We start from the raw sequence: 17,644 nt of genomic DNA, 5'->3' as shown, positions 1-17,644 counted from the left end.
ATGAAAACTGACCGCAATCCTTGCGGTAGACTATGGCGGTCCCGAATTTACCGCTGAGGTCCTGTCATGTTTGAATACGCGATCGCCCCATCCATTCTGTCAGCCGATTTTGCCCGCCTGGGCGAGGAAGTCGATCGCGTACTGGCCGACGGGGCGGATATCGTCCACTTCGATGTAATGGACAACCATTACGTACCCAATCTGACCATAGGTCCGATGGTGTGCAGCGCGCTGCGCAAATACGGCATCACCGCGCCCATTGATGTGCATTTGATGGTCAAACCGGTCGACCGCATCATTGGCGATTTTCTCGACGCCGGCGCCAGCTATATCACCTTTCACCCGGAAGCCAGCGAACACATCGACCGGTCACTGCAGCTGATCAAGGAAGGGGGCGCCAAGGCCGGTCTGGTATTCAACCCGGCCACACCGCTGGATAGCCTCAAGCATGTGATGGACAAGGTCGACATGGTGCTCCTGATGAGCGTCAACCCCGGTTTCGGTGGGCAGAAGTTTATCCCCGGCACGCTCGATAAACTGCGCGAGGCGCGGGCGTTGATCGATGCCAGCGGACGTGACATCCGTCTGGAAATCGACGGTGGCGTGAACGAGGGCAACATCCGCGAAATCGCCGAAGCAGGCGCCGATACCTTTGTTGCCGGGTCGGCCATTTTCAACAAGCCGGACTACAAGGCTGTGATTGACCAGATGCGCGCCGAGCTGGCCAAGGTCCAGCGCTGAGCATGTCAGTACTGCGCCAACTCTTCGATGGCGGTTTGCCGCAACTGGTGATGTTCGATCTGGACGGCACGCTGGTTGACTCGGTGCCCGATCTGGCCGCTGCGGTAAACCATATGCTCGGTCAGCGCGGCCGTGCGCCCGCCAGTCTCGAACAGGTTGGTGATTGGGTGGGTAACGGTGCGCCGGTACTGGTGCGCCGGGCGCTGGCGGGGTCGGTGGATCACGCCGGTGTCGACGACGATGAGGCCGAGGCGGCGCTGCAGGTGTTTCTGCAGGCCTACGGTGGCGCGCACGAACTCACGACCCTGTATCCCGGCGTCGCGGAATGTCTCGATTGGCTGCAGCATCAGGGCTTGAAAATGGCGGTGGTCACCAACAAGCCGCAGCGTTTCGTTGCGCCCTTGTTGGCGGAGATGGGTATCGCAGGGTTTTTCGAGTGGTTGATAGGTGGCGACACCTTGCCAGTTAAAAAGCCCGACCCTGCCGCGCTGCTTCACGTCATGCGACTGGCGCAGGTGGAGCCAGAGCACAGCCTGTTCATCGGCGACTCGCGCAACGATGTGCTGGCGGCGCGTGCTGCCGGTGTGCGGGTGGTTGCGGTGCCTTACGGTTATAACCACGGGCGCCCCATAGCTGAGGAAAACCCCGATCTGCTGGTTGATTCACTTGACGCGCTCATATAGCCTTAGGGTCTGTTGACGTTTCGTCGCGGCCGCGACGGAGGCCCGTTTAGTGCAGAACAAGGCGCGAGGAATGAAATTTGGTTGTTCCAAATGAGCGACGAGTAACGCAGGGCTGCGCTAAACGGGCCCCGTCCCTGCGGGTTGCGTGTCAAATGACGCCATGCCGCGTTGCGTGACTTGGCAAGGGAGCAACCATTACCTGCGTCCCGCGCCTTGCCTGGCGTCATTTGACACAGCAACGCGGCTCGCGACGAAACGTCAACAGACCCTAGCTTCCACCCCGTACTCCATGGATCAGCCGTGTTTGTCAGCAACCGCATACTGATGAGAATGATGAAGGCGCTCGCCCGCTGGCGTTGGCGTACCTGAAATTGTTCCGCCTGCGTATTACGCGGGCACCGGTTTGTGTCTGACAATTACCCCGCCCTGTGAGGCTGATCATGACCCGCGAAGAATTCCTCCATCTGGCCAGCCAGGACTACAACCGCATACCTGTTGTGCGTGATGTGCTGGCAGACCTGGACACCCCGCTATCAACCTATCTCAAGCTTGCCGATGGCCCCTATTCCTATTTGCTGGAGTCGGTGCAGGGCGGCGAGAAATGGGGCAGATACTCGATCATCGGCTTGCCTGCACGGACTGTTCTGCGGGTAACCGGACATCTGTGTCAGGTGCTGGTGGACGACGTCGAGACCGAGCGCCATGAATGCGCTGATCCGCTGGCCTTCGTCGAAACCTTCAAGGCGCGCTATCGGGTAGCCGACGTTCCGGGGCTACCGCGTTTCAATGGCGGCCTGGTTGGCTATTTTGGTTATGACTGTGTGCGTTACGTCGAGCAACGCCTGGCTCAGTGTCCGAATCCTGATCCCTTGAAAACACCTGACATCCTGCTGATGGTGTCCGAGGAAATCGTGGTGTTCGACAATCTGGCCGGCAAGCTGCACGCCATCGTAGTGGCTGATCCGGCTCGCCCCGAGGCCTATGAGGAAGCCTGCACGCGGCTCGACCTGTTGCTCGGCAAACTGCGCCAGCCATTGACGCAGCGTTCAAACCTGAATCTGGACGTACCGCTGGACCGCGAGCTGGATTATCGCGCCACCTTCACCAGGGAGGACTATCAGCAAGCGGTTGACCGGGTGAAGGAATACATTCTCGCCGGCGATTGCATGCAGGTTGTGCCATCCCAGCGCATGAGTATCAACTTCAAGGCAGAGCCCATCGATTTGTACCGCGCGCTGCGCAGTCAGAATCCGACGCCTTATATGTACTTCTTCAACTTCGGCGACTTTCATGTGGTCGGTAGCTCGCCTGAAGTGCTGGTGCGTGTCGAAGACGGCGAGGTCACAGTGCGCCCGATTGCCGGTACCCGGCCCCGCGGCGCCACCGAGGAAGCTGACCTGGCGCTGGAGCAAGACCTGCTCTCGGATGACAAGGAGCTGGCAGAGCACCTGATGCTCATCGATCTGGGCCGCAACGATGTAGGCCGCGTGTCCCAGATCGGGAAGGTACAGCTCACCGAGAAAATGGTGATCGAGCGCTATTCCAACGTCATGCATATTGTGTCGAATGTGCGGGGGCAGCTGCTTCCGGAGCTCACCGCGATGGACGCGCTGCGCGCCATACTGCCCGCAGGCACGCTGTCCGGCGCGCCGAAGATACGCGCCATGGAAATCATCGATGAGCTGGAGCCGGTCAAGCGCGGCGTCTATGGCGGCGCGGTCGGCTACTGGGCGTGGAACGGTAATATGGATACCGCCATCGCCATTCGCACAGCCGTGATCAAGAACGGAGAGCTGCATGTGCAGGCCGGCGGCGGCATCGTTGCCGATTCGGTACCCGAGCTGGAATGGGAAGAAACCATCAACAAGCGCCGCGCCATGTTCAGGGCTGTCGCCCTGGCTGAACAATCCGTCGAGTGAGGATCAAGACATGCTGCTGATGATCGATAATTATGATTCCTTCACCTATAACGTGGTGCAGTACCTCGGCGAGCTTGGCGCGCAGGTCACCGTCATTCGCAATGACGAGCTGACCCTGGAGGCGATCGAAGCGCTCAAGCCCGAGCGCATCGTTGTATCGCCCGGTCCCTGCACCCCGAACGAGGCTGGCGTATCGGTCCCGGTGCTCAAGCATTTCGCCGGCAAGTTACCGATCCTGGGTATCTGTCTGGGGCACCAGAGCATTGGCCAGGCGTTCGGCGGCGAAGTCATTCGCGCGCGCCAGGTCATGCACGGCAAGACCAGCCCGGTCTATCACGAGAATACAGGTGTGTTTGCCGGGCTGGAGAATCCCTTGACCGTCACCCGCTACCATTCGCTGGTGGTCAGCCGCGAGCCGTTGCCGGACTGTCTGGAGATTACTGCCTGGACTCAGCACGAAGACGGTTCGATCGATGAGATCATGGGGCTGCGTCACCGCGACTATATGATCGAAGGCGTACAGTTCCATCCGGAATCGATTCTGACCAACCAGGGCCACGAGCTGCTGGACAACTTCCTCAAACAACAGGGCGGCCTGAGAAACTGACGAGGTTGCGTCGCGGCACGCGACGACATTTCAACAGACTCTCGGGCTGATTGCACAAGGAGCACCCATGGATATCAAGTCAGCACTGGCCCGCGTGGTCGACCACATCGATCTGAGCACCGAGGAAATGCAGGCGGTGATGCGCCAGATCATGACCGGACAGTGCACTGATGCGCAGGTTGGCGGATTTCTGGTCGCCCTGCGCATGAAGAGCGAAAGCATTGACGAAATCACTGGTGCCGCCATGGTCATGCGCGAGCTGGCCTCCGGCGTGGATATCCCGGGGCAGCGTCTGGTCGATACCTGCGGTACCGGCGGCGATGGCGCGAATATCTTCAACGTTTCCACGGCTGCGGCCTTTGTTGTTGCCGCAGCCGGGGCCAAGGTGGCCAAACATGGCAACCGTGCGGTGTCAGGCAAGAGCGGTAGCGCCGATCTGCTGGAAGCAGCCGGGGTCAATCTGGATCTGTCGCCGCAACAGGTCGCCCGTTGTGTCGACAGCGTGGGGGTCGGTTTCATGTTCGCGCCGGCGCATCACGGTGCAATGAAGCACGCCGTAGGGCCACGCCGCGAACTCGGATTGCGCACCCTGTTCAATATCCTCGGCCCCATGACCAACCCGGCCAATGTCGAGCATCAGGTACTCGGAGTGTTCAGCGATAAGTTGTGCCGGCCAATGGCTGAAGTGCTCAAACGTCTCGGCAGCAAGCATGTGCTGGTCGTGGCGGCCAGGGATGGGTTGGACGAGCTGAGTCTGGCGTCGGCAACCCATATCGCCGAACTGCGTAATGGCGAAATCACCGAATATGATGTCACCCCCGAGGATCTGGGTATCGACAGTCGCAGTCTGATCGGACTGATGGTTGACGGCCCCGAAGCATCCCTCACCCTGATCCGCGACGCGCTGGGCAAGCGTCAGACCGAGGCGGGCGAGCGGGCTGCGGATATGATCATTCTGAACGCCGGCGCGGCGCTCTATGCAGCGGATCACGCTTCTACCCTGAAAGAAGGTGTCGAGCTGGCTTCTGATGCGCTCTATAGCGGTATGGCGCGGGAAAAACTGGCGGAGCTGGTTGCCTTCACCGAGGTGTTCAGAGAGGAGGCCGCCCAGTGAGCCTGCCGACCATTTTGCAGAACATCGTTGCGCGCAAGCATGAGGAAGTAAAAGAACGCCGCGCGCAGACGCCACTTAGCGAGCTGGAACGTTTGAGCGCCGCCGCCGATGCGCCGCGTGGGTTCGCGGATGCGCTGCGCAAGCGCGCCGCCGAGCGCCAGCCGGCAGTCATTGCAGAGATCAAGAAAGCCTCGCCGAGCAAGGGCGTCATCCGCGAAAACTTTGTCCCCGCTGATATTGCTGCCAGCTATGAGCAGGGCGGGGCGGCTTGCTTATCAGTGCTGACCGATGTGGATTTTTTCCAGGGACATGACGACTACCTGCGCCAGGCACGGGCGGCCTGTAGTCTGCCGGTGATCCGTAAGGATTTCATGGTCGATCCTTATCAGGTCGTTGAAGCCCGCGCGATTGGCGCCGATTGCATCCTCCTGATTGTTGCTTCGCTTGAGGACAGCCAGATGGCGGAACTCGCCAGCGTTGCGGCGGACCACGGGCTGGATGTGTTGGTCGAGGTGCATGACGGCGCCGAGCTGGATCGGGCACTGAAGATCGACACTCCGCTGATTGGCATCAATAACCGTAATCTGCATACCTTTGATGTTAGCCTTGAGACCACTCTCGATCTGTACCCGCAGGTTCCGGCAGACCGTATGTTGATCACTGAAAGTGGCATTCTCAATCGCGCCGACGTGGAAGTGATGCTCGCCCATGACATTTACGGCTTCCTTATCGGTGAAGCATTCATGCGCGCTGAAGACCCGGGCGCCGAGCTCAAACGCTTGTTCTTCTAGTAGTTCTCTGCAGCCACCGACTCAGGATCCAAAGGACCCGGGAGTCGGTGATCGCTGAGCATCGAATTAATCGATAACTCCTACTTACATATTGCGCTTTAACTCCCACCGTTTCGATGTGAGAATCCTTGTCATCTCAACGGACGGACGGCTTCATGCACCTCAAGAATACTCCCGGTCGATATGGCGCGATTGCGGTCGCCCTTCACTGGACAGTCGCCCTGACAGTGATCGGACTGGCCATTCTGGGTCTATGGATGGTCGACCTGACCTACTACAGCGCCTACTACCGCAGCGCACCCTTCTGGCACAAGAGCATAGGGATCACCCTGGCCGCTGTGATGGTGTTGCGGCTTGTCTGGCGATTGGTGAATCCCCGTCCTGCGCCGCTCCCGAACCATCAGCCATGGGAGAAACGAATGGCCACCGTAGTGCACACGCTGCTCTACGTTCTGATTGCCGTGATTGTGATCAGTGGGTTTCTTATTTCGACCGCGAAGGGCCAGGGTGTCAGTGTGTTTGGCTGGTTCGAGATTCCCGCAGTGCTGACTGACCTGCCTCAACAGGCCGACCGGGCCGGCGCTGTGCACTACTGGGTAGCGATCAGTGTATTGGTACTGGCCGGACTGCATGCTCTGGGCGCGTTGAAACACCATTTTATCGATCGGGACGACACGCTGCGCCGCATGCTCGGCATGCGGCCACGTGCGCCTCGGCAAAGTTCATGAAAAAACAGGAGATTCAGATGAGAAAGACCTTTGCAGGCATTGCGTTGGGCGGATTGCTCGCCTTGTCCGGTTCGCTTCAGGCAGCGGACTATATTATCGACAAGGAAGGCCAGCACGCCTTCATCAACTTCAAGACGGGCCACCTCGGTTTCAGCATGCTTCATGGCCGCTTCAACGACTTCGACGGCACTTTTACCTGGGATGAGGAAAAGCCGGAAGCCAGCGAGGTGAATGTCACCATCAACACAGCAAGCGTCGATTCCAATCACTCGGAGCGAGACAAGCACCTGCGCAGCGACGATTTTCTGAACACCAGCGAGCATCCGCAGGCGACCTTCATCTCCACCGACGTTGAAATGACCGGTGAAAATACCGCCAAGGTGACCGGTGACCTGACCCTGAACGGCGTGACCAAGCCGGTGGTGCTGGATGCCCGGTTCATTGGTGAGGGAGAGGATCCCTGGGGTGGCTACCGCGCAGGTTTCGAAGGAACCACCACTATCAAAATGAAAGACTTTGACATTTCCATGGATCTCGGCCCAGCGGCGGCCGAAGTAGAGCTGGAAATGAGCATCGAAGGCATCCGTCAGTAAGCGACTGATCCCATAAAACGGCGAGCATTCAGCTCGCCGTTTTCGTTTCTGGAACTATCCGTTGTCAACCTGATGAAGCCAAGCGAAACGAATGCTGATAGGATGCAAACAAGAATTGATCGCGTTTAGGGGTTCGGTCCCTAAAACTACCTGACGCCGGCCGCGAGGGGCCAGATCTGCTCATCAACTTACACAGGATGCTATTCATGTCGTTTCGTCAAAGTCGTATTTCCGCCCGTCTTTCCGGCTGCCTTCTGGTTACTGCCATGATGTGGGGTCTGTCCAGCCCGGCATTGGCGGCAGCGGAGATCAAGGTAACGCACAACAGTGGTGAAACGCAGGTGGCGGCCAATCCTCAGAACGTGGTGGTATTGGACTGGTCGACCCTCGATACGTTGGCACAACTTGGCGTACAGGTGAATGGTATTCCCTCGTCCAACCCGCCGGAAATGCTCAAGCAGTACCGTGATGGCGATTTCGTCAGGGCAGGCTCACTCTTCGAACCGGATTTCGAAGCGCTGAAAAATGCCAAGCCCGACCTGATCATTCTCGGCCGCCGCGCCCAGGGCAAGTTCGAGGAAGTCACCAAGTTCGGTACCACCATCGACCTTACGCCGGATCCGAACGACCTGCTGGGCAGCGTCGAGCGCAACACGCTGTTGCTGGGTGAGATATTCGGCAAGCAGGACAAGGCTGCCGAACTGACGGCGGAGCTTAAGGCGTCGGTTGCCGAACTGAGAAAGCTGACCGCTGACCGCGGCGACGGCTTATTGATTTTGACCACTGGCGGCCGCATGGCAGCATTCGGGCCTGGCACTCGCTTTGGTCTAATCCACGATGTGTTCGGTGTTGAGGAAGCAGTGAAAGACCTCAAAGTCGGTCGCCATGGCCAGGCAGTGTCCTTTGAATTCCTGCTGGAAGCCGACCCGGACTGGCTGTTCGTCATGGATCGGGATGCCGCCATTGGTCGTGAAGGCACCGCCGCTGCAGAGATGATGGACAACGAACTGGTCGAAGCCACGACGGCCGGCAGCAAGGATCAGATTGTCTACCTCGATCCGGCCAGCTGGTACCTGCTGGATAACAGCGGTATCGGCGTCATGCAGAACAGCGTTGATGAACTGATCAAGGTGTTCTCCGCCGCTCGTTGAGGGACTTTGTAACGCTGCTGCGCTCGGTCAGGCTGTGCTTCGCCATGCCTGACCCGCGCGCGCTACGTTCGCAGACGTTTCTGTAGACCTGGTTCTTTTGTCGTTCAGGCAGGAAGCATGACCAATAACCTTTCTTCACCCTCCACAGGGTCGCCTTCGCGGGCGGCCCTGTGGTTGTTTCTGTTGCTGGCACTGGTCGTTGTGCTCGGGCTGTGCAGTTTGAATGTCGGCGCCAGCCGCATGAACCTGCTGAATGTCTTCGGCGCCGATCCGGATGACCGTATCTCCAAGCTGCTGTTCGTCAGCCGGCTGCCGCGCACTGTTGCGCTGATCCTTGCTGGCGCCGCATTGGCGGTAGCGGGTGCGATTTTGCAGATGATGGCGCGCAACCGGTTGGTGGATACCTCTACTACCGGGTCCATGGAAGCAGCTGCCCTGGGCATGTTGGTGCTGGCCATCCTGTTGCCGGAAGGCCTGCCATTATTGGCGCGTTTTCTTGTGGTAAGCAGCTTTGCCGCGGGCGGTATCCTGTTGTTCCTGGGCGTGCTGAAACGTATGCCGCTGCGTTCGGCGCTGATTGTTCCGCTGGTTGGGCTGGTAATCGCAGCTGTGGTACATACCGGCAGCGGCCTGCTGGCGCACCATTTCGACCTGGCGCAATCGTTGCGCGCCTGGGGCAGCGGAGATTTCTCCGCGGTGCTGCGCGGCCGTTACGAACTGCTGTGGATTGCCGCCGCACTCACCATCGCAGCGATGCTGTTGGCGGACCGGTTTACCGTGATCGGCATGGGCCGCGATTTTGCGACCAACGTCGGTGTGAACTATACGCGCCTGCTTGTTGCGGGCGTTGTGCTGGTATCGCTGATCGTCGGCAGCGTGGTGGTGACCGCGGGCGTCATTCCATTCATTGGTCTGGTGGCGCCGAACCTGGTGCGTCTGATTACTGGAGACAACCTGCGCAGGGCCGTTCCGCTGATTGCCTTGATGGGCGCGGCCTTGTTGTTGGTGGCGGATCTTCTTGGACGTCTCTTGATTCATCCCTATGAAGTGCCCTCGTCGAACCTCCTGTCGATTGCCGGCTGCCTGATATTTCTGGTCGTCCTGTTGCACGGGAGGTCCAGGTGGGCGTGAAGCAATCGCGTGATCCCGCCGCGCTTCGGCTGGCGATACTGGTGGCTCTGGCACTGCTGTGCGCGGTGGGCTACATGACCCTCAACGTGAAGAGTGACTGGGCTTTCATTCTCGAATACCGGGGCAGCCGCCTGGCAGCCATGCTGCTAGCCGCCTGCGCTATTGGTATTTCCACAGTGCTGTTTCAGACCATCACTCACAGTCGCCTGCTGACGCCGGCGTTGATGGGGTTCGATGTGTTGTACGTGCTGGTGCAGACCCTGGGCATGCTGCTGCTCGGCGGCGAACTGGCGCAATGGTCGCCTTCGCTGCGCTTCGCCGTGCAGGTGGTGATCATGGTGACGCTGGCGCTGGTGCTGTTCCGGGTGCTGTTTTCCGGATCGGTGCGTAGCCTGCACCTGATGATCCTGCTCGGTATGCTCGCGGGCATGCTGTTCCGGGAACTGTCCGAGCTGGGTGGGCGAGTGCTGGATCCCAGTGAGTTCGGTATCAGTCAGGGCGTCGCCCAGGCCAGCTTCAGCCGCATGAATACCGAGTTACTGGCTGTCGCAGTCGTGGTTCTGGTGGTGGCGTGCCTGTTGCTCATGCGCTGGCGTCGCAGTCTGGATGTGCTGGCGCTGGGGCGAGATATAGCAATCAATCTGGGCGTGGCCTATGAGCGTGTCGTGCTGGGCGTGATGGCGGTGGTCGCCATACTGGTCTCTGTCGCCACCGTGCTGGTCGGTCCGACGCTGTTCTTCGGCTTGCTGATTGCCAATCTCGCTTACTGGTTTACCGGGTCTCAGCGCCACCGTTGGACGTTGCCGGCCAGTGTGATGGCCGGTGTGATCTGTCTGGTCGGCGGCCAGTTGCTCCTGGAGCATGTTTTTGCCTCAACCTTGCCGCTGGCGCTGGTCATCGAGCTGGCCGGCGGCTTGCTGTTCATAGCGCTGCTGATGCGCGGAGTCAGACAATGATCGAAACCCATGCAGTATCCAAACGGTATGGCGACACACTGGTAGTCGACAACGTTTCTCTGAGTATTCCCCGTGGCGGCTTCACCTCCATTATCGGCCCCAACGGTGCCGGTAAGTCGACGCTGTTATCGATGATCAGCCGGCTGACGCCGATGTCGTCCGGCAGCGTCATGGTCGACGGGATGGACGTAACCCGTACGCCTGGAAACGTCCTGGCGCGGCGGCTATCGATCCTGCGCCAGGATAACCAGACCTCCCTACGCTTGACCGTGCGCGATCTGGTTGCCTTCGGCCGGTTCCCGCATTCCGGCGGACGCCTGACCGCGGAGGATCATCGCCATGTGGACGAGGCAATGGAGTACCTGCGGCTGGATGACTACCGCGATCGGCCGATCGATGAGTTATCCGGTGGGCAACGTCAGCGCGCCTATGTCGCCATGGTTATGTGCCAGGACACCGAATACGTACTGCTCGACGAGCCCTTGAACAATATCGACATGCGCTTTGCCGTAGACATGATGCAACTGTTGCGCCGTGCCGCAGACGAGAAGGGCAAGACCGTGGTCGTCGTGCTCCACGACATCAACTTTGCTTCCTGCTATTCCGACCACATCATCGCCATGCGCCATGGCAAACCGGCGTATCAGGGCACGCCCGAGGAGATTATCCGCACTGAGGTATTGCGCGACCTGTACCAAATGAATATCGGCGTGCATGACGTGGATGGGCAGCGGATCTGTGTTTATTTCCGGATGGGGTGATCAGCTGGAGTATTTCTGCTGTGTGGGTCGTCAGCGCTTGTCCAGTCCTGCGGTGAGTCCCGGCTGGTACTGCGCGGGCAGCAGTGCTTATTGGCATGTCAGGCTGGTGATAGCCACTGTTGCGTAGCAGTTGAAGCAGCTCAACACCGCAGCTGCTGCTCTGAGGAGAGCCCAGGAACAGATGTTCCTGGGCGATGATGCCTGGTACTGCTCGAACACATTCGCTTCACTACTTTCCTTGAGAGCCGAAGCCCGCTGATGAATGGCTGACGTCGGGTCTGATGTGCGCGGTTTTCAGGTCGTCGTTCGACAGTCTAGAAATAAATAAAAAACAGTTTGACTTGTTTTAAGAGCAGGGCTAGCTTGAATCCACGAGACGAGTAGCCATAGATCTGCTCGTAGAGCCCGAATACCTGATTTTTCTAACAACAAGGTAAAGGCAGTTGACCGATCCATCCATTCTCGCTCTGCTCAGGCAGGCTGAGGCCAACCATACGCTAACGGCGCTCAACGACCGGTTGATCTGCGTCATGAATCGCATGGATTGTTGTCAGACGGTCTCCTTGAGGCGCCATCGCGCCGAAATCGAGTGGGCTCCACACGAGAAGCCAATACAACCTGCCGTGGTGGTCATTACCTCGCCGACCGATGTGCTGGAACGCGGCTTTCATGTGCCTCTCAACGATTTCTACAAGTTCAAGAGCAAACTGCGTCCCGTTTCCTTACATGGTGTTTTTCATGATCATCGAGGGCTGCCAGATCTTGTGACCTGCCGGCCATCATTAGACCGATCAAGCGAGATCGAGGCGCGGCCGTACCGCGTCGCCGCCAAAAGCACGTCGCGCAGGGCTTTGCCCTCCTAACAAAAACAATCGATGCACACGCGAGGTAAACAATGGGAAGAATAGAGAACAAGGTGGCCCTGGTCACAGGTGCGGCCTCCGGGTTGGGCTACGCCGACGCTCAGCGCTTGGCCGAAGAGGGCGCCAAGGTGGTGCTCACGGACGTCAACGAAGAAATGGGGCGGGAAGTGGCCTCAACAATTCCCGGTTCGCTGTTTCTGGTGCAGGACGTAAGGGATGAACGGCGCTGGGAAGCGGTGATCGCCGAGACGATGGCTCACTTCGGCCGTCTCGACGTGCTGGTGAACAATGCCGGATTGGTACGATTCGCCGATATCGAGCAAATTGAGCTGGACGAGTTTCGTTTCCACCATGCGGTCATGACCGAGGGCACGCTGCTCGGCTGCAAGTACGCCATCCCGGCGATGCGGCTGGGCGGTGGCGGTTCGATCATCAACGTTTCGTCCGTTGGCGCGGTCAAGGGCATCGGTGAAATCGTTGCGTACGCAGCGGCCAAGGGCGCCATTCTTTCAATGACCCGCAGCATTGCGGTGCACTGCCAGAACCACGGCTACGGCATTCGCTGCAATGCTATCGCGCCCGGTGCCCACGACACCCCGATGACTGCCCAGGCAATGCAGCAGGTGGACGACGACAGTAATGGGATGGAGCAGATCAAGAGTCTGGGTCAAGGTCAGCCGGTCGACGTAGCCAACCTGGTGCTGTTCCTCGCCTCCGACGAGTCACGCAATATCAACGGCGCGCAGCTGGTGATCGATAATTGCGAAACCATCAGGTAGGTCAGAGCGCCAGCGAAACGCGGACATCGCGTCTCGCCTTGGTGACGGCGTGCCGATGGAGAGAACTCAAAATGCTTCCAGACTGGGAGCGGAGGAAGCGCAATGACCGATCTGCAGCAAATGCAGGCGCAACTACAGCGCCTTACCGATCTAGAGGCGATACGCACTTTGCGGTACCGGTACGCGTACCTGGCCAATGTGGTCGACGGACAGCTCGGTGATGCCGAGGCCTTCGCTTCGCTGTTCTGCGTCGACGGTGTGCTGGATTTTGGAATGGGCCAGGCGCGCGGTCGGGAAGAGATCGCTTCGATGCTGCGCGCGGCAGCGGTCGACTGGCAGTGCGCCATGCATTACATGCTCAACCCGGTGATCGATCTGCAAGGCGACGAGGCCGAGGGGCAAGTGTCAGGGCTATTTGCCTTTACCACCCAGGCGCGGCCGCAACCGGTGTGGTTTTCCAATCTCTATGAAGATCAGTACGTGCGGACGGACGGCGACTGGCAATTCCGCATGGTCAGGGTCAGAACCACCTTTGTCGACCCGGCTGTGGTCGAGGCGTACACCGCACTCTGGGGCAATCCGGGCGATCCGGGATAACCGACAAACGTCACGGAATTGCGCTACGGCCGTCACTGTGAAGGGCGAGTTCTGGCGCTTATCCAAGCTGTCGAACCACTAACTTGACAACAACAAAAAGCAAAACAGGTGATCCGATGAACAAGAAGCTCTGCTTGACTCCGCTGTTGCTGGTGGGCATTGCCAGTGAAGGCTGGGCGGCCCCCGGCGCCGATGAAATCGCTCGGCTGGGCAATGACCTTACGCCCTGGGGGGCCATTGTGGCGGGCAATGAGGACGGCACCATTGCGCCTTACAACGGCGGGCTTGAACCGCCGTCAAGCTATGACCCAAGCCGGCCGGGCTTTCGACCGGACCCGTTCGCCGACGAGAAGCCGTTGTTCAGCGTCACCGCGGAGAACCTGGACGACCATGCTGAGCATGTGAGCGAGGGTTTCAAGGTAATGCTGCGCAAGTATCCCGGCTTTCGCATGGACGTCTATCCTTCGCACCGCACCGCCAAGTACCCCGACTATGTCATTGCTAACACGCTGAAGAACGCCGAGACCTGCCGGCTTACCGAAAACGGTCTGCAATTGGCCGGAACCTGCTATGCCGGCGTGCCGTTTCCACTTCCGGAGACCGGCTCCGAGGTGATGTGGAACCGGACCCTGAAATATGACCAGTATGCCTATGCCTCGCCAGGTCAGTACTCGGTGCTGATCGATTCCAGCGGGCGTCGCACGCTCACCGGGCAATGGTCGTTGCATCAGACCTTCCCGCCGTACGACCCGGCGCGGACAGAGCCGATCGCTGACGACGAAATCATCGAGATGCTGCGCATCAGCTACGATTCTCCGGCGCGCAAGGCCGGTGAGAAGCTCATCATCCATGACTCGGTGGATATGCAGAACGTGGGGCGTCGTGCCTGGAGCTATCTGCCCGGCCAACGTCGGGTCAAGCTGTCACCTGACATCGCCTACGACACACCAAGTCCCTCCGGCGGCGGCGTCGGAGTGGTTGACGAGACACAGGTGTTCTACGGCGCGCTCGACCGCTATGACTTCGAGCTGCTCGACAAGCGGGAGATGTACATTCCTTACAATACCTTCAGCCTGCAGGATCCAGAGCGCTGCAGCGACGACCAGTTGCTCCAGCCGAACTTCCTCAATCCCGATTGCGTGCGTTGGGAAAAACATCGGGTCTGGGTCGTAGAAGCCACCCTCAAGCAGGGCAAGCGCCACGTATATCCCCGACGCGTGTTCTATTGGGACGAAGATCTTCCCGCTGTCGGTATGGCCGACAACTATGACGATGCTGGCGACATCTATCGGGTCACTGCCACCCATTACTTCCCGTTCTATGAAACCTACGGTCACAACACCCATGAGTTCGTAACCTATGACCTGACCAAAGGTGCCTATGTGCGCCAGGACTATAACGAGGCCGGCAAGAGCATGATGATCGTGACCGATCCGGCCGACGCCAAGTCGTCGAGGTTCTATCAGCCGGGTGCATTGACAGGCAGCGGCGTGCGCTGATCTACCTCCCACAATAAATACAACTAAGAAGGACTGTGTAAATGACTCTCCAGAATCGCCAGTGGTACCTGCATAGCCGCCCCGAGGCTGTGCCGACCGAAGACAACCTCCGTCCGCGCAGCGTTCCGCTCAAGCGTCCAGGCCCCGGTCAGGTGTTGATGCAGAACCTTTACCTGTCGATGGACCCGGGGGCACGCTTCTGGATGAGCGACAAGCCCGGCTACATGGATCCGATCCCCATCGGCGGGACCATGCGCGGCTCGACCCTGGGGCGCATCGTTGAGAGCAACCACCCGAAGTTCAGCGTGGGTGACTACGCTGTGGGCATCGCCTGTAACGGTTGGGAAGATTTCAGCCTGATCGATCCCGAACAGAACTATGTGGTAAGCGCTGACGAGGGTTTCCCGGTCAATTATCATCTGAGCGTGTTCAGCGCAGTGGGGTTGACGCCGTACTTCGGCCTGCTGGAAATCGGCAAGCCGAAGCCCGGCGAAACTCTGCTGGTGAGCATCGCCGCTGGGGCGGTGGGCTCGCTGGCTGGACAAATCGGCAAGATCAAAGGCTGCCACACGGTGGGTATCGCCGGCAGTGACGAAAAGTGCCGTTGGATCGTCGAGGAGCTGGGGTTCGACGCCGCGATCAACTACAAGACCTGCGGTGACATGCAGAAGGCCATTGCCGAGGCCTGTCCGAACGGTGTGGACATCTACTTCGATAACGTCACTGGCAACATTCTCGACGCCGCACTGCTGAATATGAACAATTTCGGACGCATCGTATTCTGTGGTGCGATCGCCCAGTACAACACCGATGAGCCGGTGCCTGGCCCGTTCAACTACTGGCAGATACTCGCCCGCAGCCTCACGGTGCGTGGATACATCGCGCTGGAATTTCAGGACCGCTTTCCCGAGGCGGTCGCCGAGATGCGCGGCTGGCTGGATGCGGGCCGCCTGCAGTTTGCCGAGGAAATTGCCGAGGGCTTCGAGAATACAGTGGCCACCTTCGCACGTCTGTTCGATGGCAGTAACAAGGGAAAGTTGATGGTGAAGCTGCGCGACATCAGCGAGCCGGCGCCGACCCTTGACGAGATTCGTGCCGCCGCTGAGCCGGCCGACACCGAGGAGGCAAGAGCATGAGCGAAGAAGAGCTCCAGGCCCTGCGCGACGAAGTCGCCGACCTGACGGCACGGCGAGATATCGAAAAAGCTGCGCGAAACTACATGCGCGGTCAGGACCGCTTGCTGCCCGCACTGCACCTGAGTGCCTTTCACGACGATGCCTGGGTGGACTGCGGACTTTACGCTGGCTCGGCGGCTGGCTTCGTCGACTTCGCCCAGGGCTTTCTTGCAAACTTTGATTCCAGCCAGCATCTCATCGGCCAGATTGATATCCAGCTGAACGGCAACCGCGCCACCGGCGAGGTGTATTTCATCGCGCACCATCGCACCACCGAAAACGATGAGAAATACGATCTGTTTGTGGCCGGCCGCTACCACGACGAATACGAGAACCGTGGTGATGGCTGGAAGATTGCTCTGCGCAAGGAAATCGTCGACTGGGTCCGAACTGATCCCTCTGCCGATAGTTTCCTCGCCGGCCAGCCCGCGCTGCATTTGGCCGCTCGTGGCGAAAGTGGCTGACGTGTAGATTTATGGCTTTTCAGCGGCCCCGTTGACAGATCGACGATACGTATCGGCTTCGGTGGTGATCCAGTCTCGAAATGCTTGAAGAGTAGCCGACTCAGCCTTGCGCTCCGGTATGACCAGGTAATACGCCTTGTCGCTTTCGAAAGTATGCGGGTTGGCGATGACCAGGCGCCGGGCTTCGAGTTCGTTGCGAATCAGGAATGGTGGGATCAATGCGACGCCCATGCCCAGCATGGCTGCCTGGGCGAGCATTGAGAAGAGTTCCAGACGGGTGCCGTTGAGGTCGTGTTCGACGCGCATCTCCTGCGAGGCAAACCACTGCCGCCAGGCGTAGGGGCGAGTGCTTTGTTGTAACAGCGGCATGTTTGCTATGTCAGCCGGGGCGAGTTCGGCACGATCGCCCAGCAGCGCCGGGCTGCATACAGGCACAGGATGCTCTTTCATCAGAAAATGCGCTTCGGTACCTGACCAGTCCCCGTCACCGAAATAGATGGATGCATCGAATTCGGTATCAGCGAACAGGAAAGGCCGCGTGCGGTTGGTGAAGTTGACCGTCACCTGCGGGTTAGCCTGTATGAACTGCCCCAGGCGCGGCAGTAGCCATTGGGTGCCGAAGGTTGGCACCAGCGCCAGCTCCAGCGTCGCCGTGCCCTGGTTGCCCATCACCGAAAGAGTGTCGCGTTCCACGGCATCCAGGCGACTGGCTACGCGCCGGCTGTAGGTCTGTCCGGCCTCGGTCAGCTTTACGCCTCGGCGGGTTCGCCGGAACAACTGTACATCCAGGAATTCCTCCAGGTTGGCAATCTGTCGGCACACAGCGCTTTGCGTGAGTGACAGTTCTTCAGCCGCCTTGGTGAAGCTTTCGTGCCGGGCCGATGATTCGAAACAAATCAACGCCTGAGTCGGGGGAATCTTGCGACGCATGGAGTCTCCAATGTACAACGACGAGCTCAGGCCTGGACGGGACAAGCACCTCGGAATTCACTTTAATGACCATCAGATGAGCACCTGACGCCAAAGCCCTGGGGCTTGGTCAGTTTCGGAGTTCGAAAATAGCACAGATACCTGAAAAAAACGCGGTTGCTC

At 59.2% G+C, this 17,644-nt stretch carries 19 protein-coding genes; 18 read left to right on the top strand and 1 reads right to left on the bottom strand.

Going from position 1 to position 17,644, the window contains the following annotated elements:
• Window positions 1-66: 66 nt before the first annotated feature.
• The 18 genes from rpe (at window position 67) to G3M63_RS01690 (ending at window position 16,552) form a co-directional block, all read left to right on the top strand.
• Window positions 67-741 (top strand): ribulose-phosphate 3-epimerase, encoded by a 675-nt coding sequence (rpe, locus tag G3M63_RS01775; protein WP_150300204.1) that lies wholly within the window; start codon window positions 67-69, stop codon window positions 739-741.
• A 2-nt stretch (window positions 742-743) separates the two neighbouring features.
• Window positions 744-1,424 (top strand): phosphoglycolate phosphatase, encoded by a 681-nt coding sequence (locus G3M63_RS01770; protein WP_150300205.1) that lies wholly within the window; start codon window positions 744-746, stop codon window positions 1,422-1,424.
• 440 nt (window positions 1,425-1,864) lie between these two features.
• Entirely contained in the window at window positions 1,865-3,343 is a 1,479-nt protein-coding gene (gene trpE, locus G3M63_RS01765; RefSeq protein WP_163981711.1) for an anthranilate synthase component I, read from the top strand.
• A gap of 10 nt (window positions 3,344-3,353) precedes the next feature.
• Window positions 3,354-3,950 (top strand): aminodeoxychorismate/anthranilate synthase component II, encoded by a 597-nt coding sequence (locus G3M63_RS01760; RefSeq protein WP_163981710.1) that lies wholly within the window; start codon window positions 3,354-3,356, stop codon window positions 3,948-3,950.
• A 67-nt stretch (window positions 3,951-4,017) separates the two neighbouring features.
• Window positions 4,018-5,064 carry an anthranilate phosphoribosyltransferase gene (gene trpD / locus G3M63_RS01755; RefSeq protein ID WP_163981709.1) on the top strand — a complete coding sequence of 349 codons (1,047 nt, stop codon included), beginning with the start codon at window positions 4,018-4,020 and terminating at the stop codon, window positions 5,062-5,064.
• Window positions 5,061-5,855, top strand: coding sequence for an indole-3-glycerol phosphate synthase TrpC (trpC, locus tag G3M63_RS01750; RefSeq protein WP_150300209.1), 795 nt, complete (start codon window positions 5,061-5,063; stop codon window positions 5,853-5,855). The genes trpD and trpC overlap by 4 nt, the downstream gene beginning before the upstream one ends.
• A gap of 155 nt (window positions 5,856-6,010) precedes the next feature.
• Window positions 6,011-6,583: a cytochrome b gene (locus tag G3M63_RS01745; RefSeq protein WP_150300210.1), complete on the top strand. Its 573-nt coding sequence runs from the start codon at window positions 6,011-6,013 to the stop codon at window positions 6,581-6,583.
• A 17-nt stretch (window positions 6,584-6,600) separates the two neighbouring features.
• Window positions 6,601-7,176 (top strand): YceI family protein, encoded by a 576-nt coding sequence (locus tag G3M63_RS01740; protein WP_150300211.1) that lies wholly within the window; start codon window positions 6,601-6,603, stop codon window positions 7,174-7,176.
• A gap of 206 nt (window positions 7,177-7,382) precedes the next feature.
• Window positions 7,383-8,327 carry a siderophore ABC transporter substrate-binding protein gene (locus tag G3M63_RS01735; RefSeq protein ID WP_150300212.1) on the top strand — a complete coding sequence of 315 codons (945 nt, stop codon included), beginning with the start codon at window positions 7,383-7,385 and terminating at the stop codon, window positions 8,325-8,327.
• A gap of 117 nt (window positions 8,328-8,444) precedes the next feature.
• Window positions 8,445-9,458: an iron chelate uptake ABC transporter family permease subunit gene (locus G3M63_RS01730; protein ID WP_150300213.1), complete on the top strand. Its 1,014-nt coding sequence runs from the start codon at window positions 8,445-8,447 to the stop codon at window positions 9,456-9,458.
• The gene (locus G3M63_RS01725) at window positions 9,449-10,414 is read left to right on the top strand and encodes an iron chelate uptake ABC transporter family permease subunit (RefSeq protein WP_218573640.1); all 966 of its coding nucleotides are present in this window, start codon (window positions 9,449-9,451) and stop codon (window positions 10,412-10,414) included. The genes G3M63_RS01730 and G3M63_RS01725 overlap by 10 nt, the downstream gene beginning before the upstream one ends.
• Window positions 10,411-11,175 carry an ABC transporter ATP-binding protein gene (locus G3M63_RS01720; RefSeq protein WP_150300214.1) on the top strand — a complete coding sequence of 255 codons (765 nt, stop codon included), beginning with the start codon at window positions 10,411-10,413 and terminating at the stop codon, window positions 11,173-11,175. The genes G3M63_RS01725 and G3M63_RS01720 overlap by 4 nt, the downstream gene beginning before the upstream one ends.
• A 443-nt stretch (window positions 11,176-11,618) precedes the next feature.
• Window positions 11,619-12,038, top strand: a complete 420-nt coding sequence (locus tag G3M63_RS01715; protein ID WP_150300215.1) for a hypothetical protein — start codon at window positions 11,619-11,621, stop codon at window positions 12,036-12,038.
• 32 nt (window positions 12,039-12,070) lie between these two features.
• Window positions 12,071-12,817 carry an SDR family NAD(P)-dependent oxidoreductase gene (locus G3M63_RS01710; RefSeq protein WP_163981708.1) on the top strand — a complete coding sequence of 249 codons (747 nt, stop codon included), beginning with the start codon at window positions 12,071-12,073 and terminating at the stop codon, window positions 12,815-12,817.
• Between the two features lie 102 nt (window positions 12,818-12,919).
• Window positions 12,920-13,414 (top strand): nuclear transport factor 2 family protein, encoded by a 495-nt coding sequence (locus tag G3M63_RS01705; RefSeq protein ID WP_150300217.1) that lies wholly within the window; start codon window positions 12,920-12,922, stop codon window positions 13,412-13,414.
• 116 nt (window positions 13,415-13,530) lie between these two features.
• Complete coding sequence (locus tag G3M63_RS01700; protein WP_150300218.1) at window positions 13,531-14,913, top strand: DUF1329 domain-containing protein; 1,383 nt, start codon at window positions 13,531-13,533, stop codon at window positions 14,911-14,913.
• A gap of 41 nt (window positions 14,914-14,954) precedes the next feature.
• Window positions 14,955-16,049, top strand: a complete 1,095-nt coding sequence (locus G3M63_RS01695) for an NADP-dependent oxidoreductase (RefSeq protein ID WP_150300219.1) — start codon at window positions 14,955-14,957, stop codon at window positions 16,047-16,049.
• The gene (locus G3M63_RS01690) at window positions 16,046-16,552 is read left to right on the top strand and encodes a nuclear transport factor 2 family protein (RefSeq protein WP_163981707.1); all 507 of its coding nucleotides are present in this window, start codon (window positions 16,046-16,048) and stop codon (window positions 16,550-16,552) included. The genes G3M63_RS01695 and G3M63_RS01690 overlap by 4 nt, the downstream gene beginning before the upstream one ends.
• Before the next feature lie 9 nt (window positions 16,553-16,561).
• Here the strand turns inward: G3M63_RS01690 and G3M63_RS01685 are convergent, their stop codons facing one another.
• The gene (locus tag G3M63_RS01685; protein ID WP_163981706.1) at window positions 16,562-17,482 is read right to left on the bottom strand and encodes a LysR family transcriptional regulator; all 921 of its coding nucleotides are present in this window, start codon (window positions 17,480-17,482) and stop codon (window positions 16,562-16,564) included.
• Window positions 17,483-17,644: the final 162 nt, after the last annotated feature.

The sequence above is a fragment of the Pseudomonas sp. OIL-1 genome, from assembly GCF_010669185.1.
GTDB lineage: Bacteria > Pseudomonadota > Gammaproteobacteria > Pseudomonadales > Pseudomonadaceae > Halopseudomonas > Halopseudomonas profundi.
Note: the sequence above shows the minus strand (reverse complement) of the source record. Positions and strands in the feature narration are given on the sequence as shown.